Genomic DNA, 19,942 nt, shown 5'->3' with positions numbered 1-19,942 from the left:
GTCGGAACTTACCCGACAAGGAATTTCGCTACCTTAGGACCGTTATAGTTACGGCCGCCGTTTACTGGGGCTTCGGTTCAAAGCTTCGCCGCAAGGGCTAACCTCTTTCCTTAACCTTCCAGCACCGGGCAGGCGTCAGGCCCTATACATCGTCTTTCGACTTAGCAGAGCCCTGTGTTTTTGTTAAACAGTCGTCGCCACCTGGTTTCTGCGACCATCAATAGCTCCACTCTGTACGAGCTTCACCATCAATGGCACACCTTCTCCCGAAGTTACGGTGTCAATTTGCAGAGTTCCTTAACAAGAGTTCTCTCAAGCGCCTTGGTTTTCTCAACCTACCTACGTGTGTCCGTTTCGGGTACGGGCACCTATAACATCACGTCGAAGCTTTTCTAGGAAGCTAGAATCAATCACTTTGCGGGGAAATCCCCTCGTCATCACGCCTTGGAATTGACAACCGGATTTGCCTGGCTGCCTTCCTAGCCATACGTTTAAACCACCATCCAACAGGTGGCTGATTTGTCTTGCTCCGTCCCTCCTACGCATAACATGCTATAAGTGGTACAGGAATATTAACCTGTTATCCATCGACTACTCCCTTGGGCCTCGTCTTAGGACCCGACTAACCCTGGGCGGATTAACCTTCCCCAGGAAACCTTAGGTTTTCGGCGAGCATGTTTCTCACATGCTTTATCGCTACTTATGTCAGCATAATCACTTCTGATACCTCCAGCCGTTCTTACGATCGACCTTCACAGGCTTACAGAACGCTCCCCTACCACTTGTACTAATGTACAAATCCGCAGCGTCGGTAGATAACTTAAGCCCCGTTACATTTTCGGCGCAGATTCACTCGACCAGTGAGCTATTACGCTTTCTTTAAAGGATGGCTGCTTCTAAGCCAACCTCCTGGTTGTCTGTGCGCTTCCACATCCTTTCACACTTAGTTATCATTTGGGGACCTTAGCTGGCGGTCTGGGCTCTTTCCCTCTCGTCCAAGGACCTTAGCACCCATGGACTGACTCCCGCATATTACTTCTCGGAATTCGGAGTTTGATTGGGTTTGGTAACCGGGTAAGGCCCCTAGCCCATTCAGTGCTCTACCTCCGAGAGTATTCGTGCGAGGCTATACCTCAATATATTTCGGGGAGAACCAGCTATCTCCGGGTTTGATTGGCCTTTCACCCCTATCCACAGGTCATCCGAGAATTTTTCACTATTCACCGGTTCGGTCCTCCACGTAGTATTACCCACGCTTCAACCTGCCCATGGATAGATCACACCGGTTTCGGGTCTACTGCCGGCAACTTATTCGCCCTATTCAGACTCGCTTTCGCTTCGGCTCCGTCTTTTCAACTTAACCTTGCTGACGACAGTAACTCGCTGACTCATTATGCAAAAGGCACGCGATCAGGCATTTTCCGACGAATCGGAACATAGCCCTCTCACAGCTTGTAGGCATGCGGTTTCAGGTACTATTTCACTCCCCACCAGGGGTGCTTTTCACCTTTCCCTCACGGTACTAGTTCGCTATCGGTCGTTTGGTAGTATTTAGCCTTGGATGATGGTCCACCCAGTTTCCCACAAGATTTCTCGTGTCCCATGGTACTTGGGATACTGCTAGGGTGTTTCAGGATTTCGAATACGCGGCTATCACGCTCTACGGCAAGCCTTTCCAGACTTTTTTTCTATCCCTTGACAATCCCATAACGCAGTCCCGCAACTCCGGCTAGAGACTAGAAACGAGAAAGTTTCTCTCATCCCTAGTCTCTAGCCGGTTTAGGCTCCTCCCCGTTCGCTCGCCACTACTTGGGGAATCTCAATTGATTTCTTTTCCTGGAGGTACTTAGATGTTTCAGTTCCCTCCGTTCACCTCATATACCTATGAATTCAGTATATGATACCTGCGTATGACCGCAGGTGGGTTTCCCCATTCGGAAATCTACGGCTCAAAGCTTCCTTAGCAGCTCCCCGTAGCTTATCGCAGCTAGACACGTCCTTCATCGCCTCCAAACGCCAAGGCATCCACCGCATGCCCTTCCTTACTTGACCAAAACTTTGCTTTTCAAGAAACACTCTAAAAGAGGTCTCATTCGAAATTGAATTGAATACTTTATTACTCTTGGATCTATCATTTGTTTTTATTCAGTTGTCAAAGAACGTATGTACTTCTGTTTCTCGTTCAAGAACGAAAAACTAAAATCGCTAAACTATAAACTAAAGTAATTGTGGAGCCAGTCGGGGTCGAACCGACGACATCCAGCTTGCAAAGCTGGCGCTCTACCAGCTGAGCTATGGCCCCTAACACCAGTTAATAGTTTTTAGTTTAAAGTTTGGAGTTTAAACACCACAAACCAAAAACTAAAATCTATGTGCTGACTTTTTTGTGGGCCCGGGTAGAGTCGAACTACCGACCTCACGCTTATCAGGCGTGCGCTCTCACCAACTGAGCTACGAGCCCAAAATACTGACGAAAGCTATCGAGCTCAGGGAGATCATTCATCCATATTATTGGTGAATACGCACCATCCGCCAGCTACATACGTACAAATTGAAAAAGAGCGGTCCTGCACTTTCAAAACTGAACAACAAACGAGACGGCCAACTTGAGTGTCCGACCTAGATGATCCTAACTTCAGAGAAGCTAGATCAACTATCCTTAGAAAGGAGGTGATCCAGCCGCAGGTTCCCCTACGGCTACCTTGTTACGACTTCACCCCAATCAGCGCCCATACCTTGGTACGCTTCCTCACGTGGTTAGACCACGCACTTCTGGTATAGACACCTTTCGTGGTGTGACGGGCGGTGTGTACAAGGCCCGGGAACGTATTCACCGCTGCATGCTGATCAGCGATTACTAGCGATTCCAACTTCATGGAGTCGAGTTGCAGACTCCAATCCGAACTTGGACCAGCTTTTTGGGATTAGCTCCACCTTGCGGCTTGGCGACCCTTTGTACTGGCCATTGTAGTACGTGTGTAGCCCTGGACATAAAGGCCATGAGGACTTGACGTCATCCCCACCTTCCTCCGGTTTAACACCGGCGGTCTCCCTAGAGTGCTCAGCCGAACTGTTAGCAACTAAGGACAGGGGTTGCGCTCGTTGCGGGACTTAACCCAACATCTCACGACACGAGCTGACGACAGCCATGCAGCACCTGTCTTGGAATTCCCCGAAGGGCACAGCCGTATCTCTACAGCCTTTTCCAGATGTCAAGTCCAGGTAAGGTTTTTCGCGTTGCGTCGAATTAAACCACATACTCCACCGCTTGTGCGGGCCCCCGTCAATTCCTTTGAGTTTCAACCTTGCGGCCGTACTTCCCAGGCGGTGCACTTAATGGGTTACCGTCGGCACTGAGAGGGTCGATACTCTCAACACCTAGTGCACATCGTTTACGGCGTGGACTACCAGGGTATCTAATCCTGTTTGCTACCCACGCTTTCGCATCTGAGCGTCAGTTATCTTCCAGATTGGCGCTTTCGCAACTGGTGTTCCTCCCGATATCTACGAATTTCACCTCTACACCGGGAATTCCCCAATCCTCTCCGATACTCTAGATAGATGGTTTCGGGCGCACTTCCTAGGTTGAGCCCAGGGCTTTCACACCCGACTTCTCTATCCGCCTACATGCGCTTTACGCCCAGTAATTCCGAACAACGCTAGCACCCTCCGTATTACCGCGGCTGCTGGCACGGAGTTAGCCGGTGCTTCCTTTGGAGGTACCGTCAAGGTAAAGAGCTATTAACTCTCTACGGTTTCTTCCCTCCTGACAGAGCTTTACGATCCGAAAACCTTCATCACTCACACGGCGTTGCTGCGTCAGGCTTTCGCCCATTGCGCAATATTCCCCACTGCTGCCTCCCGTAGGAGTCTGGACCGTGTTTCAGTTCCAGTGTGGCTGATCATCCTCTCAGACCAGCTAAGCATCGTCGCCTTGGTAGGCCATTACCCCACCAACAAGCTAATGCTACGCAGGCTCATCTATCACCGACAGCTTCCAAGGAGAGGCTGCCTTTCTTCCTTAAATCGAAAAATAAGGAACTTATGCGGTATTAGCCCCGGTTTCCCGGAGTTATTCCCCAGTAATAGGTAGATTACCTACGCGTTACTCACCCGTGCGCCACGCTACAAATCCCCGAAGGGAAATTCGCGTTCGACTTGCATGTGTTAGGCACGCCGCCAGCGTTCGTTCTGAGCCAGAATCAAACTCTCCAGTTTAAATTCAAGCTTTCAAGTTCCGAAGAACTTAAAAACTGGCTATTATTACTTAATTTACTTCATAGGAATTAAAGGGGTACTTTTAAAGTACCACTTTAAAAATATGTTTACTACCACTCAAGTGGCTTACATGTTATCTCGTTGTTATTCAGTTTTCAAAGAGCAGGCACAAAAAATTCACAGTCCACTTTCCCACTTCTGGAAGGTGGGCGCATCTACGCTTTAGTATTTTGGAGTGTTCCCCCGTGAAGCGTGAGGGGGCTTATATGGAAACAATTTGGGGGTGTCAACACTTTTTCAAAAAAAAGTTTTCTTTTTTTCACTTTTTTCTCAGACCTTCCAGACTTCCTTAAAACTGCCATTTAGAGCCGTTATTTCTAAAGCTTCTCACTTGGAGCCTTCAAAAATGAAAACTTTTTTTCTTCTTTTTTAAATTATTTTTGCGGAGGAAAGCGAGTTATCTCTTTTGGAGTGCAATCGTACGACAAACTTGTCCTAAAAAGGCACCCTTTTTGCCTCTGGAGTTTCTGAATTTAGCTAATTTCTACTTTTAGAAAAATTTTCTTTCCCACTTTAAGCACGTAAGTTCCTGGATGAAGCAACATATTGGCATCTGCTATTTTTACATCATCTAGCTTCACCGCACCTTGCGTGAGAAGCCTACGAAATTCACCGCCACTTTTTAGCACATTATTATCAACGATAATTTTATACAATGGAGTCTTTGGATTTGCTTGCAGCACCTGCATTTCCTCCGGATTCATTCCTGCAGAAAAGACTGCATTAAATTCTTCACATGCTTTGTCTGCATCATTTTCGCCGTGAAATCTTGCTACAATTTCTTTTCCCAAATTCTCTTTCACTTTTTTAGGATGCAAACTTCCATCGCTTACTTCTGCCTTCATTTTTTTTATTTCCACTAAAGTTTTGTCTGAGAGCAATTCATAGTACGTCCACATCATCTCATCAGAGCTCGACATAATTTTTCCAAACTGTTCTTTTGGAGATTCGGAAATGCCAATAGCGTTTCCATAACTTTTGCTCATCTTTTTTTCGCCATCTGTTCCAATGAGAAGCGGCATCGTCAAAACACTTTGCCTGTCTTGCCCAGCATCGCCTTGCAGTTCGCGTCCTACAAGAAGATTGAAGAGTTGATCAGTTCCGCCGAGTTCAACATCGGCGTTAATTTCTACAGAATCTCTTCCTTGTAAAAGCGGATACAAAAATTCGTGAATGGAAATAGCTTTGTTTGCAGCAAATCGTTTTTTGAAGTCATCGCGCTCTAACATTCTTGCTACGGTATATTGCGAGGCGAGACGAATCATATCAACTGCATCAAGTTTTCCTAACCAGGATGAATTGAAAACAAGCTTTGTTTTTTTCTTATCGAGAATTTTGAAGACTTGATCAGCGTACGTTTTTGCATTTTGCTTAATCTCTTTGTCGGTGAGTACTGGACGAGTTTCATTTCGGCCGGAAGGGTCTCCAACTTTTGCGGTAAAATCTCCAACGATCAAAATAACCTGATGGCCGGCGTCCTGAAACTGCTTCAACTTTTGAAGAATAACCGTATGCCCAAGATGTAAATCTGGTGAAGTAGGATCAAGCCCAAGTTTCACATTGAGCTTCTTTCCTGATTTCAGTTTCTTGACCAACTCATCTTCGCCAATGAAGTCAACGAGGCCTCGCTTAAATATTTCCATTTGGTTTGCAACACTCACAACAACTCCTTTGTTGGAAAGCTATTCTGGGTAGTATTCGTATGGCACTTGAAGCCGCTGAATGCTTTTTGCTTTTTTGGTATTCTCATTTATTTCGATCAAAACACCTTCAAGACGAACGCCCTCTTCGGCAACTTTGAACTTTGCCTTGTTTCCATTTTTTATTCGCTCAATGGCAATTTCTTTTTGCACACCGATGACAGAAAGATGCGGACCCGTCATGCCAAGATCACTAATGTAGGCTGTGCCTCCTGGCAAAACCGCTTCATCTGCGGTTTGTACGTGAGTATGTGTTCCCCAAATAGCTGAAACTTTTCCATCAAAGTAATGGCCGAATGATTTTTTTTCACTTGTTGTTTCTGCGTGAAAATCGATGAGGATGCAATCGGTACGCGATTTCATATCGCTGAGAATTTTTTCACATACATCAAATGGATTATCAAGCTCGGGTCCTTTACCTTCCATGAAAACTCTACCTTGAAGGTTAATGACTCCGATGCGCTTATTGTTCTTTGAAGGGTAAATGCCAAAACCAAAACCCGGCAAATCACCTTTAACATTTGCGGGGCGTAAAATAGAATAGCGATCGAGAAAAGGAAGAAATGTTTTGTGATCCCAAATGTGATTTCCAGAAGTAAAAATATCGACAGGACATACCGAAAGCTCTTCCGCTACTTTTTGTGTGACTCCCCTACCACCAGCTGCATTTTCGATATTGGCAACAACAAAATCTGGCGAATATTTTTTAATAAGCCCAGGAAGCAAAGCTTTTAAAGCTGCTCTTCCCGGGCGTCCAAAAATATCACCAATGGCTAAAATATTCATCGTTTTTACAATTTCTGAGATCTTGAAGTTGCGAAACTATTTTGCATATTCTGTTGCTCTTGTTTCACGAATAACCGTTACTTTAATTTGACCAGGATATGTCATCTCTTCTTCAATTTTCTTTGCAATGTCTCTTGAAATCATGTGCGCTTCAGCATCACTTACATCTTCGTGTCCAACCATCACTCGAATTTCACGGCCAGCTTGAATAGCATAAGCTTGCTTCACTCCTTTAAACGAAGTGGAAATGCGCTCTAAATCTTCGATACGTTTTACGTAGGCTTCAAGCACTTCTTTTCGTGCGCCAGGCCTTGCACCAGAAAGGGCATCGGCTGCATCCACGATGAAATCAAGCGGAGTTTCTTGCGGAATGTCTTCATGATGCGCACCAATGGCGTGTGCTACATCTTCTGATTCACCATACTTAATGGCATACTCCATTCCAATGATGGCGTGGCTTCCTTCAATTTCGTGTGTCAGCGCTTTTCCCATATCATGCATAAGAGCTGCGCGTTTTGCTTTCTGAATATCGAGCCCAAGCTCTGCCGCCATCATTCCTGCAATATGAGCAACCTCCACAGAATGTGTAAGAATGTTTTGCGCATAACTGTAGCGATAGCGAAGTGCACCAATAAGCTTAACCAATTCTGGATGTACATGCGCAAGATTGAGGTCGAGACAAACTTTTTCGCCGTGCTGCTTGATGGTTTTGTCTACATCTTTGGTTGCTTTTTCTACCATTTCTTCGATGCGTGATGGATGAATTCTGCCGTCTGCAATGAGGCCTTCAAGGGTAAGACGCGCAATTTCTCTTCGCACGGGATTGAAGCCAGAGAGAATTACGGCTTCAGGTGTGTCATCAATAATAATATCGATGCCAGTTGCCGCTTCAAGCGCTCTGATATTTCGTCCTTCTCGGCCGATAATACGACCTTTCATGTCGTCGCCAGGAAGCTGAACGACTGAAATAGTTCGTTCAAGCACATAATCTGAAGCAAGTCGTTCCATCGCAACTGAGACAATTTTCTTTGCCGTGTTGTCAGCTTGCTCCTTCGCCCTGCTCTCTTCATCTTGAATCATTCTGGCGGTATCACGTCTCACTTCTTCCATGAGTGAATCTTGAAGTTCTTTCTTGGCTTCTTCTTTTGTAAGGCCAGCTACTTTTTCAAGGGCTTTTCTAGATTCTTCAACTTTCTGTTCATAATTTGCGGTGAGAGATTTGAGTTTTTCTCGTTCTTGACCAATTGATTTCACTTCAGCTTTAAATTCTTCTTCTCGATCTTCTAGAGCTCCAAAACGTTTTTCCAAATTCTCTTCGCGAGAAACCAGACGCTTTTCAACCTGCTGCCACTCGCGTTGTTTTTCTTGCAGCTCTTTGTCCAAATGCTCTTTGGCTTGGAGCTTAATGTCTTTTGCTTCAAACTCTGCTTCCTTTTTAATGGTTTTTGCTTCATTCTCCGCTGTTCGGAGAAGATCTGCTGATTTTTTTTCTGCCTCTTGAACTATTTCTCGGCCCATCTTGCGACGAATTAAAAACCCAAGTAAAAACCCAAGTACTGCCGTAGCACTTGAGTATGCTAAAAGGGTAAGATCTAAATTCACACAGCCTCCTATATGGTAAAGAGGAAAGAAGAAAACATCTCCTTTTCCTCAGTTGTTTCAAGAACAGCGTATAATTTTTGATTCTGTTACAATCCAGTCCACTTGGCCTTTTGCCGCGTGTGGTGAATATTCTGATACATCTTGAAGCACTTGAAAACTTAACGCCAATCCAATGCGTCTTCCTTGAAAATGCTTTAAAGCATGTTGAAAACGATCCTCTTCTTCCACCGTAATTCTTCTTCCCTGCACATCAAAGAGCAAGCCGGGAACAATCATGATGTCGAGATCACTGAGCGTTCTTAATTTGTCGATATGAGCATCTTCTTCAAAGGCCTGAGAAAGAGAGGAAAAATCGTGATGATTATGAACTCGAAAATATTCTAGTTTTTGAAGTGTTGTATTGTAATGCGGGAAGAAAATTTTCTTTCTCAGCATAAACAATCGTTTGTACACATGCTCCATCCCAATTTGACGATTATTTTCTTGGAGGTACAACGCCAAGCTTTGAGCTACTTTCAACTCTGGAATTTGTAAAAGCCTCTCTTGAACCTGCGAACTTAAAGACAAAAAATCGCCTTCTGTCATAGCAGCCAGCTGAGATTTTACTTTTTCTAGGATTGTGCGCAGCGTTTCTTTCATGTTCATCTCTGGCCAAGCTCTTCTCAGGGAACGCATGTCTTGTGTTGATAGTGAGGGAAGAAAACGCCTAGATTTCTTCTTCGAGGAGGATAAAAGACTTACTTTTTAAACTAAAATAAAAAACAGGAAGGCTATCTCCTGCTTTTCTTTATCTCCGTTTACACCAAACAACTTGCACATGCATAATGACTCAGGCGCTAAAGTTCAAGCTCTAAAAATAACCCCCCGAAAAAGCCGTGTGGGTGGTAAATTTCTGAACCCGAAAGTTCAGGTGGGTAAGGATATCAACTGCTTTAGGCATCTCTTCTCACGAATGAGAAAGAGCTCGCACACCACAGTGAGGGAAAATACCCATTTGTAAAACATCGGTTCTGAAATATGAAGTCCCAATCACGCACTCCCCAGGGGGAAATTTATTCAACAACGGCATCAATAATTTCGATCATGTCTTGTACTTTTTTTTCAATTTGTGAAACTTTACGATCTTTTTCATCTCTATACTTAAAAAATTCTGCGGTAATGTTCATGGCCACGAGGAGCGCCACATTTAATGATGCAACCGACTTCGATCCTTTTAATACTTGTTCTATTCTCTTGTTCACATAGGCGGCTATTTGTTCCACATACTGCTCGTTTGAATCGCTTTTTACCTCAAATTTTTGTCCCATCAAGGACACTTCAACCGAGTTTTTATTGTTCATATGGAAACACCCTCCCGTCCAAAACGTCATAATGATATGATTCATAGGGGGGTAAGTCAAGAAAATAGAAAAAACAAAACGTTCAAAACCATCGAAAAAACAGGGGGTTTGAAAGGAAAGTGCAGATAAAGCTTCAGCTATATCGTCTCTTCGGTAACGAAGGTGAAAAAGATCTCGCGTTTCTCTACATTTACACGGTCAACCTTAATGAGCACACGTTCTCCAATGCAAAAAACGAGTTTACTTTTTGGAGAGCTCACGCGCATTCCCGTGTCATTGAAGGCAAAGCCGCCGCCGGGCAATTCTTCGAGCGCCAACATGCCTTCTACGAAGTAATCGATAAGCTCTACGAAGATGCCAAAAGAAGTGAGATGCGAAACCACGCCATGGAAACTTTCACCCACACGCGTGCTCATAAAGAGTGCGCTATGCACCTTCAGCATTTCACGCTCTGCTTCCAAAGCAACCCTCTCTCTTTTGGAGCAATGGTCAGAGATTTCTTGAAGCGGGTAAAGCCCTTCTCGTTTTGCATGGCCTTTGTGCTTTTTCTTTTTTTGCCCCAAAGCCAACTTGAGGAGGCGATGAATCACTAAATCGGGATACCTTCGAATAGGCGAAGTGAAGTGGCAATAACAAGGTGAAGCAAGACCAAAGTGACCTAAATTTTCTGGACTGTATATGGCCTTAGACATGGAACGAAGCAGCTGATGATTCACCAAACGTTCTTCTGGCTTTCCGGAAACCGATTGAACCACAGCCGCCAAATCTTTTGGCTTGAGGTCATTTGGAATGTGAATTTTATAGGCAAGATTGTGCATGAGCTCACGGAATTCTTGCATCTTTTTGGTATTGGGTTCGTCATGCACGCGGTAAACACATCCCACTTTTTCTTTCGTGAGAAACCTTGCTACAGCTTCATTTGCCGCCAACATGCAATCTTCAATAAGAAGATGAGCAATGTTTCGTTCTGCTTTAATGATATTTTCGATACTGCCTTGAAGATCCAAAACAATTTGAGGCTCGGGTAAGTCGAAATCGATGGAGCCTCTTTTTTTGCGTTTGTCTCTTAAAACTGAAGTGCATTCATTTAAAAGCTTGAGCATGGGAACAACATCTTCATATTCACGAAGTAAGTTTTTTTCTTTGTCCACTAAGATCTGTTTTACTTTAGTGTAGGTGAGGCGATGTCTGCTTTTGATAATACTTTTTGAAAACGATTCGGAAACAATTTCGCCATGACGATTAATGTCCATGCACGCTGTCATGGTGTAACGATCTTCATTTGGCCTTAAACTACACAAGTCGTTGGACAAGACTTCTGGCAACATGGGAAGAACGATACCCGGAAAATAAACGGAACTTCCACGACCTAAAGCTTCTTGATCGAGAACTGAATCTGGCTCTACAAAATGCGAAACATCGGCAATGGAAACCCACAAACGAAAATTTCCTTCTTCGGTTTTTTCTACAAATACAGCATCGTCAAAGTCTTTTGCTGTTTCACCATCGATAGTCACGAAAGACAGATGGCGCAAGTCTTTGCGGTCTGGTTCGATATCAGTATCAAGCTCAAGTTTTTGCGCTTCTTCCAAAACTTCGTCTGGGAATGATTCTGGAAGTTGATGCTTTGTAATAACCGCAAGCAATTCAGTTTGGATTTCACCGCGCTTGCCAAGGACATCTATGACTTCGCCAGGGAATGGATCTGCTTTTTCTTTTCGCACGTAGCTTGTAATTTTGGCGATAACATCTTGTCCTTCTTTTGCCTCAGCAAGTTTTTCTTGAGGAATGTGAAGCGTAAAGAGCAAACGCTCATCTTCAGGAAACACATAAAATTGGTTTCCTCTTTTTTTTAGTTTTCCAACAACCCTCTTCACATTTCGTGCAAGAATTTTTAGAATGCGGCCTTCAAACTTTCCGCCTCTTCCTTTGAGAATGCTTACCTCAACCGTATCAAGATGAAGTGCTTCGCCAATATATGGTGCTGGAATAAAAACATCTTCAAGATCTTTTTCATCAAGCACTACAAAACCAAAACCTTTTCGATGAAGAGAAAGCGTGCCAACGCAACTTTCTTTATTGAGCATTTTCTTCCGCTGATTTTCTGAAGGTGGTGATGATGGTTTTGAAGAGGTGTCTTTTTTCTTTGAACGGAAAAAAGTCTTCGATTTATTTTTGGAGCTACGTCTTTTATTTTGCATGTTTTGCTTTTCCTTGAACCTTTTTAAGCCTTTGCTTTTTATATTTGAGTTTTTCTTTTCGTCTTCCAAGAGCTTCTTGATATCTTATTTTTTCGGCTTTGCTTTGCGGTTTTAGCTCTGGAATAATTGTGGGCTTTCCATGTTCATCAAGTGCCACAAAGGTAAGATAGGCAGATGATGTGTGACGAAGGTCGCCCGTAAGTGGATTTTCGGCTTCAACACGAACACCAATTTCCAGTGAAGTTTTGTGCACGTAATTTACAGAGGCCTTCAAAATAACAATGTCTCCCAAAAAAACAGGTGAAATAAAATGCAGTGCATCCATTGAGGCTGTGACACAGGTTCGTCTTGTGTGGCGATTTGCACATGCCGCCGCAGCAAGGTCAATCCAGGCCATTACGCGACCACCAAAAATAGTTCCAATCGAATTAATATCGGGAGGTTGTACAATGTAGGTCACTTCAACTTGAGAATCTTTGGGATGTTTTGCTTTCATTTCTTTCATAAAGTGTTTTGTATTATGGCAATAATCTCAATGAAGTACAAGCTTCTTTCTTTTTAAGCCTTGGCAGACCTAGTTTGTTGACAAATAGCGTTATTTATCAGACAAGCGTCCACTGTATTTTATTTGATCTCGAAAGGAAATCATCATGAGCGTTCCCATTTCTCAGCAACTTCGCGTGGCATCATACGTTTTCAGTCAAAAGTACATCAAACGTAAAAAACGCTATCCTCTTGTGCTTATGCTTGAGCCGCTTTTTCGCTGCAACCTTGCATGTGCGGGTTGCGGAAAAATTCAGTATCCGAAAGAAGTGTTGGATAAACGCCTCACCCCTGAGCAGTGCTTCAAAGCCGTTGAAGAATGCGGCGCCCCTATGGTGAGCATTCCTGGTGGCGAGCCTCTCATCCATCCCGACATCAAAGAAATTGTAGAAGGATTAATTGCGCGCAAAAAATATATTTACCTTTGCACCAATGCTATTTTGCTGAAACGCAAATTGGATCTCTTCACGCCTTCAAAATATCTTACTTTTTCTGTGCATCTAGATGGCTTGAAAGATGAACACGATATGGCCGTTTGCCGTGATGGCGTGTTTGACCAAGCCACCGAAGGCATTAAAGAAGCGGTGAAACGTGGATTTCGAGTAACAACAAATACCACTCTCTTTGATGGCGCCAACCCAGAACGTGTTCGCGAGTTTTTTGATTATGCGATGGACGAGTTGAAAGTTGAAGGCATGATCATGAGCCCAGGCTACAGCTATGAAAAAGCGCCTGATCAAACACATTTCTTGCGCAGACAAAAATCGAAGCAATTGTTCAAAGAAATTTTCAATAATAAAAAGAAAAAGTGGAAGTTTAACCAATCGCCATTGTTCATGGAATTTTTGCAAGGCAACGTAGACTTTAAATGCACACCATGGGGAAACCCTTCTTATTCCATCTTCGGCTGGCAGCGCCCTTGTTATCTTTTGGATGAAGGCTATGCAAAAAGTTTTGAAGAACTTTTAGAAACCACCGAATGGGATAAATACGGAACCGGCAATAACGAAAAATGCGCAAACTGCATGGTATCCTGCGGCTACGAACCAAGCGCTGTTCACGAAACGTTTACCGCAAAAGGAATTCTGCAAACGATTCGGGTGATGTAGAAAGCAAAAAAGTTAAAGCAGAACTTAGCTTTAAGGTTCCTTTTTGCAATTTTTGGGTTCTTTTCAGGAAAGAGTAAAAACTTTCTTTTCCTTGATGAAAAAACGAAAAAATGGGGCTATGCATCCAATAAGTAATACCCAAGAAGAGGATCCGACACACGGTATCCTTTTTCTATTTCAAATTCTATAGCACCTACGTCCAGAAGTTTTTTAATGATATGAGAAGTTGTACTTTTGGGAAGACGAACGGTTTTTAGAAAATTATCTGAACTTGGTTCCTTCACGAACTCAAAAAAAGAAATCATTTTTAAAACTGTTTTTTCCTTTTCACTATAGGCTTGCAACAAATATGCAAAACTTTGCTTTCGCTGAATCAAATCGGAAAGTTGTTGTTCCACAACTGTTTTTGTAATTATTGTTTTTTGGGGAACATTTTCACGAAGCCACTCTCCTACTTCACAAATAGCATTTGGAACGTCGTACATTTTTTTAACCAAATAAGATAAGGCTGCTTCTTCGATTTTAAGTTTAGCAGGATGTAATCGTTCTTGAAAATATGGGAGCCAGTGCTCGACGGAAATGGGGTAAAGATGAGCCTCATCACCATAATGAAAAAGAGGAGCATTGGAATCTTGAAACATGACTTTTAAAAGATGTCTCTTTGAACCCAAAATAAAGATAGCAGTATCTTGAAGCTCTTGAAGAAATATACGAAATAAAGCTTCTGCACCTTCAACAAAAGCAATGTCATGGAATTCATCCAAAACAATCATAAGTTTATATTTTTTGGAGAGCTGTTTTATTGAGTCAAAGTAATCATAAATATTCTTTTTGGCTTCTTTTTTCTTGGAAGTCAGTTGCACTGATGGTTGACCTGTATTTGGGTTTTGATCGATTTGAACTGTAAATCCTTTTAAATAGCCAATAATTTCGGCAAGGATTTTTTTGGGAGAAAAATGTGAAGAGAGAGCATGGGTCAAACCAGTGTGAAGCCTTTCCTCTATGCTTTCCATACTTCGAACATCCATCAAGTCAAAATTGAGAAGGAAATGCTTACGACTTCCCTTTTGAAAATCTAGTCCTACAATATTGCGTATCAACGAAGTTTTCCCATATCGCCTAGGGGCGAATAAAACCACTCGCTTCCCTTTTTTTGCAGCGCTTAGAAAGGATTTTCTTTCTTCTTCACGATTACACAAATCTTCAGGCCCTATCAGAACATCATATTTGAAGGATTTTACTTGATTCATGCTCGGAAACTATCATGAACACTCCAAGAAGTCTAGTAATATCGGTCCCAAAATATGGGGCCAATATTTTGGTTTTTCCATCTCTTCTTTTTTCAAACCCTTTCCTTCCCACTTAACTCCATTGCACTCTCTGCACAAAAAAGTTATGGCTCTCACTCAATTTCACTATCGGGGGCGAAATGGAACTTGGGGCTTATTCGGTTTATGCTTGGGCGGTTTTTTTGTATTTGGGGTTGCTAGCGCTTATCTGCATTATGAGGGCGTTTTACACTCGCGGCGATAAAGACTTTATGCTGGGGGGAAGAACCGTTACCTCTTCCGTGCTAGTGTTCAGCCTCATCGCCACGTGGATAGGTTCTGGCTCTTTGTTGGGCGGGGCTGGGCTTGCTTACCGCCAAGGGTATTCCGAATTGTGGTTGTCCGTTGGAGCTTGGATTGCCATTTTGTTTTGCCTGAAAATTGCTCCAAAGGTTCGTCATCTCTCTGGCATTACCCTTCCTGATATTTTGGAGCGCCGCTACAATAGCTTCGCTCGCTTGTTGGGTTCCATTGCCCTTATCATCGGCGCGGGAACCATTGTGGGATATCAGTTTAAGGGCGGCGCTTATGTTTTAGAACTTGTGGCGCGCATTCCACATGAACAAGGCCTTATCATTATGGCAGTGTCTGTGGTACTTCTCACAAGCTTGGCAGGAATGAAATCTTTGCTCTCTATAGATATTGTGAATGGCATTCTCATTTTGCTGGGTCTCTTTGCGGCCATCTTTTTGCTGATGCAAGAAGTGGGCGGTTTTGCACAAATGAAATCTCAACTTCCCAAAACGCACTTCACTCTTTTTGGCGGGCGAAATGTCATTTGGGGAATTGCAGTTTTTTTTCCTGTTTTTCTTTTGCTGCTTGGCGAACCTTCGATGTATCAAAAGTTTTCTTCAGCACAACATGAGCACACTGCTTCGCGTTCCATTTTTTGGTGGTTTTTGGGAGTTGTCGTTATTGATATTGCTATTGCTACTCTGGCGCTTTTAGGAAAAATAAAATTTCCTCTCCTCGAACAACTTGGACAAAGCGACCGTGTCATCCTCGACATCGCCCGTTTCGGCTTACCCACATGGGCTGGGGTTTTGCTGCTCACAGCTGCGATGGCCATAATTTTTTCCACAGCCAACTCTTTTCTTTTGGCGCCAGCTACTAACCTAACCCACGATATCATCAAACGTTTCGTCGCAAAAAAAATGAAGCCATGGCAAATCGTGTTTGTAAATCGCTTGAGCATTGTGTTCGTGGGTGGACTTGCTTACTTTTTGCTGACGCAATACAAAAACATTCTCGAAATGTTCCTCTCCGCCTACACCATGATGGGCGCGGCTTTGACGCCAGCACTACTTGCTGCATTTTTTTGGAAACGAGCAACAACGGCTGGCGGTGTTATTTCTATTTTGGGTGGAATTGCAGGAACCATCGGAACAAAATATCTTTTTGGCATTCACAACGTTCAAGCTTTCGCTCACAAGCAACTGGGTATTTTACCGGGCGAACTTGGCGAGTACGTTATTATTCCCGCAGCACTTTTTTCTACGTTCTTGCTTGTTATGATTTCCATTGCAGGCCCAGAACCCGAAAGCGAAAAATGGCTACCCTTCTTTGAAACGAAAGAAGCTGATGAGATTTAAAAATCCGTAAACGCGCCTACAAATGGAAGGTCTCGGAAGAGGCCTTCGGAATCTAAGCCGTAGCCGATTACATATCGGTCGGGGCAGTTGAAGGCGACGTAATCTACATAGTCTTTCATCCCGCTTCCAGTTTCTTTGTAGAGTAAGGTTGCCACTTTGAGCGATGCGGGATTTTTAGCGTGAAGATGCTGCAACAAATAACGAAGCGTTGTTCCCGTATCCACAATGTCTTCCACCAGCAACACATGCTTGCCATCAATGGGCTGCGTCATGTCAAAATCCATGCGCACGTGCCCTGTGCTTTTGTCACCTTCATAGCTTGCAACCCGCAAAAAATCACAGCTTACGGGCAGCTTCAAATGACGGACAAGATCTGCCATGAAAATGAAGGAGCCTTTTAAAACTCCGATGACCACCAATTCTTGAGCGCCATATTCTTTGCGAATATCTTCCACAAGCTGCTTGATGCGATCTTGAATTTCTTCAGCCGAATAAATGACTTCAATGTCACGATCTTGAACTGAAAGCATACTTCCTGTTTTACTGTGCATCATAGTTGCGCCTCTGCTTGTTTAAGTTGTGTGATCAGCTTTTCTGCTTCAGCTCTCATATTGCTGGCTTCGTAAAGTGCTCGGCCAACAATAGGATGCCAATCGGTTTTGAGAGTGTGCAACACGTTTGCAATGTCAGCTCCTTGCGAAACGAGGCCGGGAGAATAAAAGACAGGGTCAACGCCCTCTTTTTTTAAAAGTTCGTGAATTTGTTTGCAGAGTTCTAAACGAGTTGATGGAACGACATAGTGTTTCACTTTACACTTTGCGGCAAGCTTGTAGATTTCAAAAACAGCCTCATCCCTAATCCAACCTTTTTCCGATGACACGAAACCCTTGTGTGTCATGCATCCACCTACGATGACTTCCAAGTTTTCTTCTTGCGCTGCTTCAATCCAAGCCTGTTCTGTGTTTGGGCCAGCCTGTGGAAATAAAATCACCGCATCAATTCCGGCTTGCTTGCACACTTTCATAAAACTTTTTCCGGTATCAGGAATATCGGTGCCAGCTTTTTGATGATCGTAGATCAATGGTTTTTTGGTATACTTTCGTGCAATTTCAACTGCCTTTGGAAGCCCTATGGAAAGTGCTAACACAAATCCCAATTTGTAAGCTCCAATCTGAGGCAGATCGGCCGTAGCTTTCACGAGTTCTTCATATTTTTTTTCAGTAACATCGCAAGCTGGAATAAGTGTATGGTGTTGAGAAATCATAATATTTTTTCCTTAGACCTCTTGCATAACCTGCTGCGCAACCCAATAACTTCGTTGGGGCACCCCAAAATCCTCACGTATTTCCATATACGCTCCGGTTTCGGGGCCCCGCCCCGCCTCATCCTTGGGCTGCTCGCTACGGTTATGCAAGAGGTCTCTTCAAAAAAGTTTCAATGCCTTTTCGCCGTATTCGTCAAACTCCGTTTGAATACTTTCAATCACTTCATCAGATGGATTCAACGCATCAATTGCGCGCGGTAAAAAATCTTGTGCAGAACTTAATGCAAAATAGGGAACGCCTTTTTGCTGCAAACTTTCGGCAACCGTACTTCCATCATTTCTTAATTGTGCTCTGTTACTCAGCGCCAAAGCGGCAATAATTTCGCAGCCCGCAGATTGAAGTTTATCAATACTTTGCAGCAGAGAAGAACCCGTCGTAGTAACATCTTCGAGGAGAATCACTTTTCCTTTTGGCTCTCCAATAAAATAGCGATCTTTAGGATCGCCGTGCTCTTTAGCAACTGCCCGCCCCAAAGAAAAAATGTGAGAACCTTTTGCAAAGTGCTTACTTGCCTTTGCCAATTTATAACTTGCCAGCAAGCCCAACTTGGTTCCGCCTTCGGGCACACCATAAAAAAGATCGGGCTTTAAATTTTTGTCGGCACAAAACGCGAGAATAAAATCTGTTACTTGATCGATGAGAAATACATCGGAGGTTGGCCCTCGCCAGTTCACATACCAGCGCGAAGCACGGCCAGACTTAAGCGTGATGGCTTTTTGGTAAAAGCCCAACACCTTATTTTCAATCATGAAGTCGATAAACAGATCTTGCTTAAAAGCAGGCATAGAAATCCTCCGTGAGCTGCTCTTAACAAAGTGGAAAAGAATTGCGAGAACAATTTGTGGCCAAGGGCATATCCCGGGAAAAGCCCTAAAAATGGCCTTTTTATGGCATTCCTTTGTGTAAAGTTACAAAAACGTCACCAAAGAGCCATCATTTCTTCACAAGCACTCTCTATAGAGTGCGCATGCAAATAGTGAACGCAACATTAACAACAACACCAGTTACAGGAAACCTCCTCGCAAACGCAGGCACCACAACGCTTTCTTTTGGCCATACTTCGCCTGCTGACTTGAGAATTCCTGCAGATCCCTTTAAGAGAAAGGTGTGGGTTGATCCAGATCTATTGCACCAAAGCAATCTTTCGCCTCGCCTCGCTCTCGCCTCACCTTCAGGAATTTTGCTTCCTCACACTACAGTTGAAAAAGTGACGAAAGAAACAGTTGGCTTTAGAGATTCCCTTCGCCTCGATGCCATTGCCAGGCTTTTTGGCGATGGACTTAAAGGTGTAAACTATTGGCTCTCGAACGTAGCTCGCTTTAATAATGGTGAAACTCAAACAGGTACAACTCATCAATTGTGGAATGCAGAATCTGGACTTGCTGGAACATTTCTTCCAGCTTCGTTTCAGACATCAACCCTTTCTCCCGATCAAGCCGCACGTCTTATTGACATAGGTGGAGCTGTTGGAGGTGGGAACAATGCTATCAAATCATTTTTTTATTGTTTGAATCTGAGAGGTTTGAGCCGCAGCATAAAAACTGCAGAAAGCTCAAGCAATCATGATGCTGTAAGCCAGCGCAACACACTTGCAAAATTAAAAGCAGAACGCCTTCGTGTATACGGCTTTCTTGCCGAAAAAGGATTCAACCTCGCAAGCTGGGCTTCCGTAAGTGCTACTTTAGGATTTGGCTTGGGATGGAAGTTTGGAGCCGCGATGCTCGTTGGCGGGCATTTCACAAACTTACTTGGACTTTCAGCACAAATGGTTTCTGCTGTGAAAGCTCTTGGCGAAGGCAATCACACTTATGCTCGCCAGCAAATGCTGAACCCACTTCTTTCTCCCGAGCGAACTGCAAAAAACCTTGCTGAAAAAATTTCTGCACATGAAAAAAGTTCTGAAGGTGTAAGAGCAGAAATCAAAGACATGCTTGCTGCCATAAAAACGGATGCGGTAGATCAAATGGTGGTTGCAGTAACCGCACATAAAAATGAAGTGGATGCTGCTGAAAAACAAAACTGGTTTGGAAGAGCTCGTTCTTTTCTCAAAAGTTTTTGGAATCGTGACTCGCGTACTGTTGATACAGCAACACCTTCCGGCGAAGGTGTAGTAAACTTAAGAAAAGAACTTACGGCGC

General features: G+C 43.6%; 13 protein-coding genes, 2 tRNA genes, 2 rRNA genes, 1 other RNA gene and 1 pseudogene (2 of these 19 running past the window's edge). 3 read left to right on the top strand and 16 right to left on the bottom strand.

Annotated elements, in window-relative coordinates; translation table 11 throughout:
• The 12 genes from COV43_02950 to COV43_02895 all read right to left on the bottom strand — a co-directional run.
• Nucleotides 1-2,063: ribosomal RNA gene (locus tag COV43_02950) — 23S ribosomal RNA — on the bottom strand (it extends 853 nt beyond the left edge of the window).
• A gap of 163 nt (nucleotides 2,064-2,226) precedes the next feature.
• Nucleotides 2,227-2,302 (bottom strand) — tRNA-Ala (locus tag COV43_02945).
• An 82-nt stretch (nucleotides 2,303-2,384) separates the two neighbouring features.
• Nucleotides 2,385-2,461 (bottom strand) — tRNA-Ile (locus tag COV43_02940).
• A 200-nt stretch (nucleotides 2,462-2,661) separates the two neighbouring features.
• Nucleotides 2,662-4,220, bottom strand: a 16S ribosomal RNA gene (locus COV43_02935).
• The 16S and 23S rRNA genes sit together here with 2 tRNA genes alongside, the layout of an rRNA operon.
• Before the next feature lie 531 nt (nucleotides 4,221-4,751).
• The gene (locus COV43_02930) at nucleotides 4,752-5,921 is read right to left on the bottom strand and encodes a tyrosine--tRNA ligase (GenBank protein PIR26044.1); all 1,170 of its coding nucleotides are present in this window, start codon (nucleotides 5,919-5,921) and stop codon (nucleotides 4,752-4,754) included.
• A gap of 39 nt (nucleotides 5,922-5,960) precedes the next feature.
• A complete protein-coding gene (locus COV43_02925; protein PIR25959.1) occupies nucleotides 5,961-6,764 on the bottom strand; it encodes a TIGR00282 family metallophosphoesterase in 804 nt (267 codons plus the stop codon).
• Nucleotides 6,765-6,800: 36 nt separating this feature from the next.
• Entirely contained in the window at nucleotides 6,801-8,366 is a 1,566-nt protein-coding gene (rny, locus tag COV43_02920; GenBank protein PIR25958.1) for a ribonuclease Y, read from the bottom strand.
• A 57-nt stretch (nucleotides 8,367-8,423) separates the two neighbouring features.
• Nucleotides 8,424-9,041 carry a hypothetical protein gene (locus COV43_02915; GenBank protein PIR25957.1) on the bottom strand — a complete coding sequence of 206 codons (618 nt, stop codon included), beginning with the start codon at nucleotides 9,039-9,041 and terminating at the stop codon, nucleotides 8,424-8,426.
• Between the two features lie 182 nt (nucleotides 9,042-9,223).
• Nucleotides 9,224-9,416, bottom strand: a non-coding RNA gene (gene ssrS / locus COV43_02910) — 6S RNA.
• A gap of 2 nt (nucleotides 9,417-9,418) precedes the next feature.
• Entirely contained in the window at nucleotides 9,419-9,751 is a 333-nt protein-coding gene (locus COV43_02905; GenBank protein ID PIR25956.1) for a hypothetical protein, read from the bottom strand.
• Between the two features lie 92 nt (nucleotides 9,752-9,843).
• Nucleotides 9,844-11,907, bottom strand: a complete 2,064-nt coding sequence (gene rnr, locus COV43_02900) for a ribonuclease R (protein ID PIR25955.1) — start codon at nucleotides 11,905-11,907, stop codon at nucleotides 9,844-9,846.
• Complete coding sequence (locus COV43_02895) at nucleotides 11,897-12,412, bottom strand: acyl-CoA thioesterase (protein PIR25954.1); 516 nt, start codon at nucleotides 12,410-12,412, stop codon at nucleotides 11,897-11,899. Before COV43_02895 ends, rnr begins: the two co-directional genes overlap by 11 nt.
• 145 nt (nucleotides 12,413-12,557) lie before the next feature.
• Here COV43_02895 and hpnH point away from each other — a divergent pair, with 145 nt between their 5' ends.
• A complete protein-coding gene (hpnH, locus tag COV43_02890) occupies nucleotides 12,558-13,559 on the top strand; it encodes a hopanoid biosynthesis associated radical SAM protein HpnH (GenBank protein PIR25953.1) in 1,002 nt (333 codons plus the stop codon).
• Between the two features lie 116 nt (nucleotides 13,560-13,675).
• On the opposite strand, the gene COV43_02885 is transcribed toward hpnH, so the two are convergent.
• Complete coding sequence (locus tag COV43_02885) at nucleotides 13,676-14,809, bottom strand: hypothetical protein (protein PIR25952.1); 1,134 nt, start codon at nucleotides 14,807-14,809, stop codon at nucleotides 13,676-13,678.
• A gap of 179 nt (nucleotides 14,810-14,988) precedes the next feature.
• Between COV43_02885 and COV43_02880 the strand changes: the two genes are divergently transcribed.
• Entirely contained in the window at nucleotides 14,989-16,479 is a 1,491-nt protein-coding gene (locus tag COV43_02880) for a hypothetical protein (GenBank protein PIR25951.1), read from the top strand.
• Here the strand turns inward: COV43_02880 and hpt are convergent.
• The 3 genes from hpt to COV43_02865 form a co-directional block, all read right to left on the bottom strand.
• On the bottom strand, nucleotides 16,476-17,009 hold the full coding sequence (hpt, locus tag COV43_02875) for a hypoxanthine phosphoribosyltransferase (protein PIR26043.1): 534 nt from the start codon (nucleotides 17,007-17,009) through the stop codon (nucleotides 16,476-16,478). The genes COV43_02880 and hpt overlap by 4 nt on opposite strands.
• Before the next feature lie 20 nt (nucleotides 17,010-17,029).
• Nucleotides 17,030-17,743: a hypothetical protein gene (locus COV43_02870; GenBank protein PIR25950.1), complete on the bottom strand. Its 714-nt coding sequence runs from the start codon at nucleotides 17,741-17,743 to the stop codon at nucleotides 17,030-17,032.
• 159 nt (nucleotides 17,744-17,902) lie between these two features.
• On the bottom strand, nucleotides 17,903-18,589 hold the full coding sequence (locus tag COV43_02865) for a hypothetical protein (GenBank protein PIR25949.1): 687 nt from the start codon (nucleotides 18,587-18,589) through the stop codon (nucleotides 17,903-17,905).
• A gap of 182 nt (nucleotides 18,590-18,771) precedes the next feature.
• Here COV43_02865 and COV43_02860 point away from each other — a divergent pair.
• Nucleotides 18,772-19,942 (top strand): annotated as a pseudogene (locus COV43_02860) (hypothetical protein); it runs 824 nt beyond the window's last position.

The organism is Deltaproteobacteria bacterium CG11_big_fil_rev_8_21_14_0_20_42_23 (genome assembly GCA_002796345.1).
Lineage (GTDB): Bacteria > UBA10199 > UBA10199 > 2-02-FULL-44-16 > 2-02-FULL-44-16 > 1-14-0-20-42-23.
This window is presented reverse-complemented; position numbering and strand designations above follow the sequence as displayed.

Excerpts from the sequence above, each read along its gene's own strand:
- COV43_02930 (PIR26044.1), bottom strand. The coding sequence starts at position 5,921 with ATGGAAATATTTAAGCGAGGCCTCGTTGACTTCATTGGCGAAGATGAG.
- rnr (PIR25955.1), bottom strand. The coding sequence starts at position 11,907 with ATGCAAAATAAAAGACGTAGCTCCAAAAATAAATCGAAGACTTTTTTC.
- COV43_02925 (PIR25959.1), bottom strand. The coding sequence starts at position 6,764 with ATGAATATTTTAGCCATTGGTGATATTTTTGGACGCCCGGGAAGAGCA.
- COV43_02880 (PIR25951.1), top strand. The coding sequence starts at position 14,989 with ATGGAACTTGGGGCTTATTCGGTTTATGCTTGGGCGGTTTTTTTGTAT.
- COV43_02905 (PIR25956.1), bottom strand. The coding sequence starts at position 9,751 with ATGAATCATATCATTATGACGTTTTGGACGGGAGGGTGTTTCCATATG.
- COV43_02870 (PIR25950.1), bottom strand. The coding sequence starts at position 17,743 with ATGATTTCTCAACACCATACACTTATTCCAGCTTGCGATGTTACTGAA.
- COV43_02885 (PIR25952.1), bottom strand. The coding sequence starts at position 14,809 with ATGAATCAAGTAAAATCCTTCAAATATGATGTTCTGATAGGGCCTGAA.
- COV43_02895 (PIR25954.1), bottom strand. The coding sequence starts at position 12,412 with ATGAAAGAAATGAAAGCAAAACATCCCAAAGATTCTCAAGTTGAAGTG.
- hpt (PIR26043.1), bottom strand. The coding sequence starts at position 17,009 with ATGCTTTCAGTTCAAGATCGTGACATTGAAGTCATTTATTCGGCTGAA.
- hpnH (PIR25953.1), top strand. The coding sequence starts at position 12,558 with ATGAGCGTTCCCATTTCTCAGCAACTTCGCGTGGCATCATACGTTTTC.
- COV43_02915 (PIR25957.1), bottom strand. The coding sequence starts at position 9,041 with ATGCGTTCCCTGAGAAGAGCTTGGCCAGAGATGAACATGAAAGAAACG.
- COV43_02865 (PIR25949.1), bottom strand. The coding sequence starts at position 18,589 with ATGCCTGCTTTTAAGCAAGATCTGTTTATCGACTTCATGATTGAAAAT.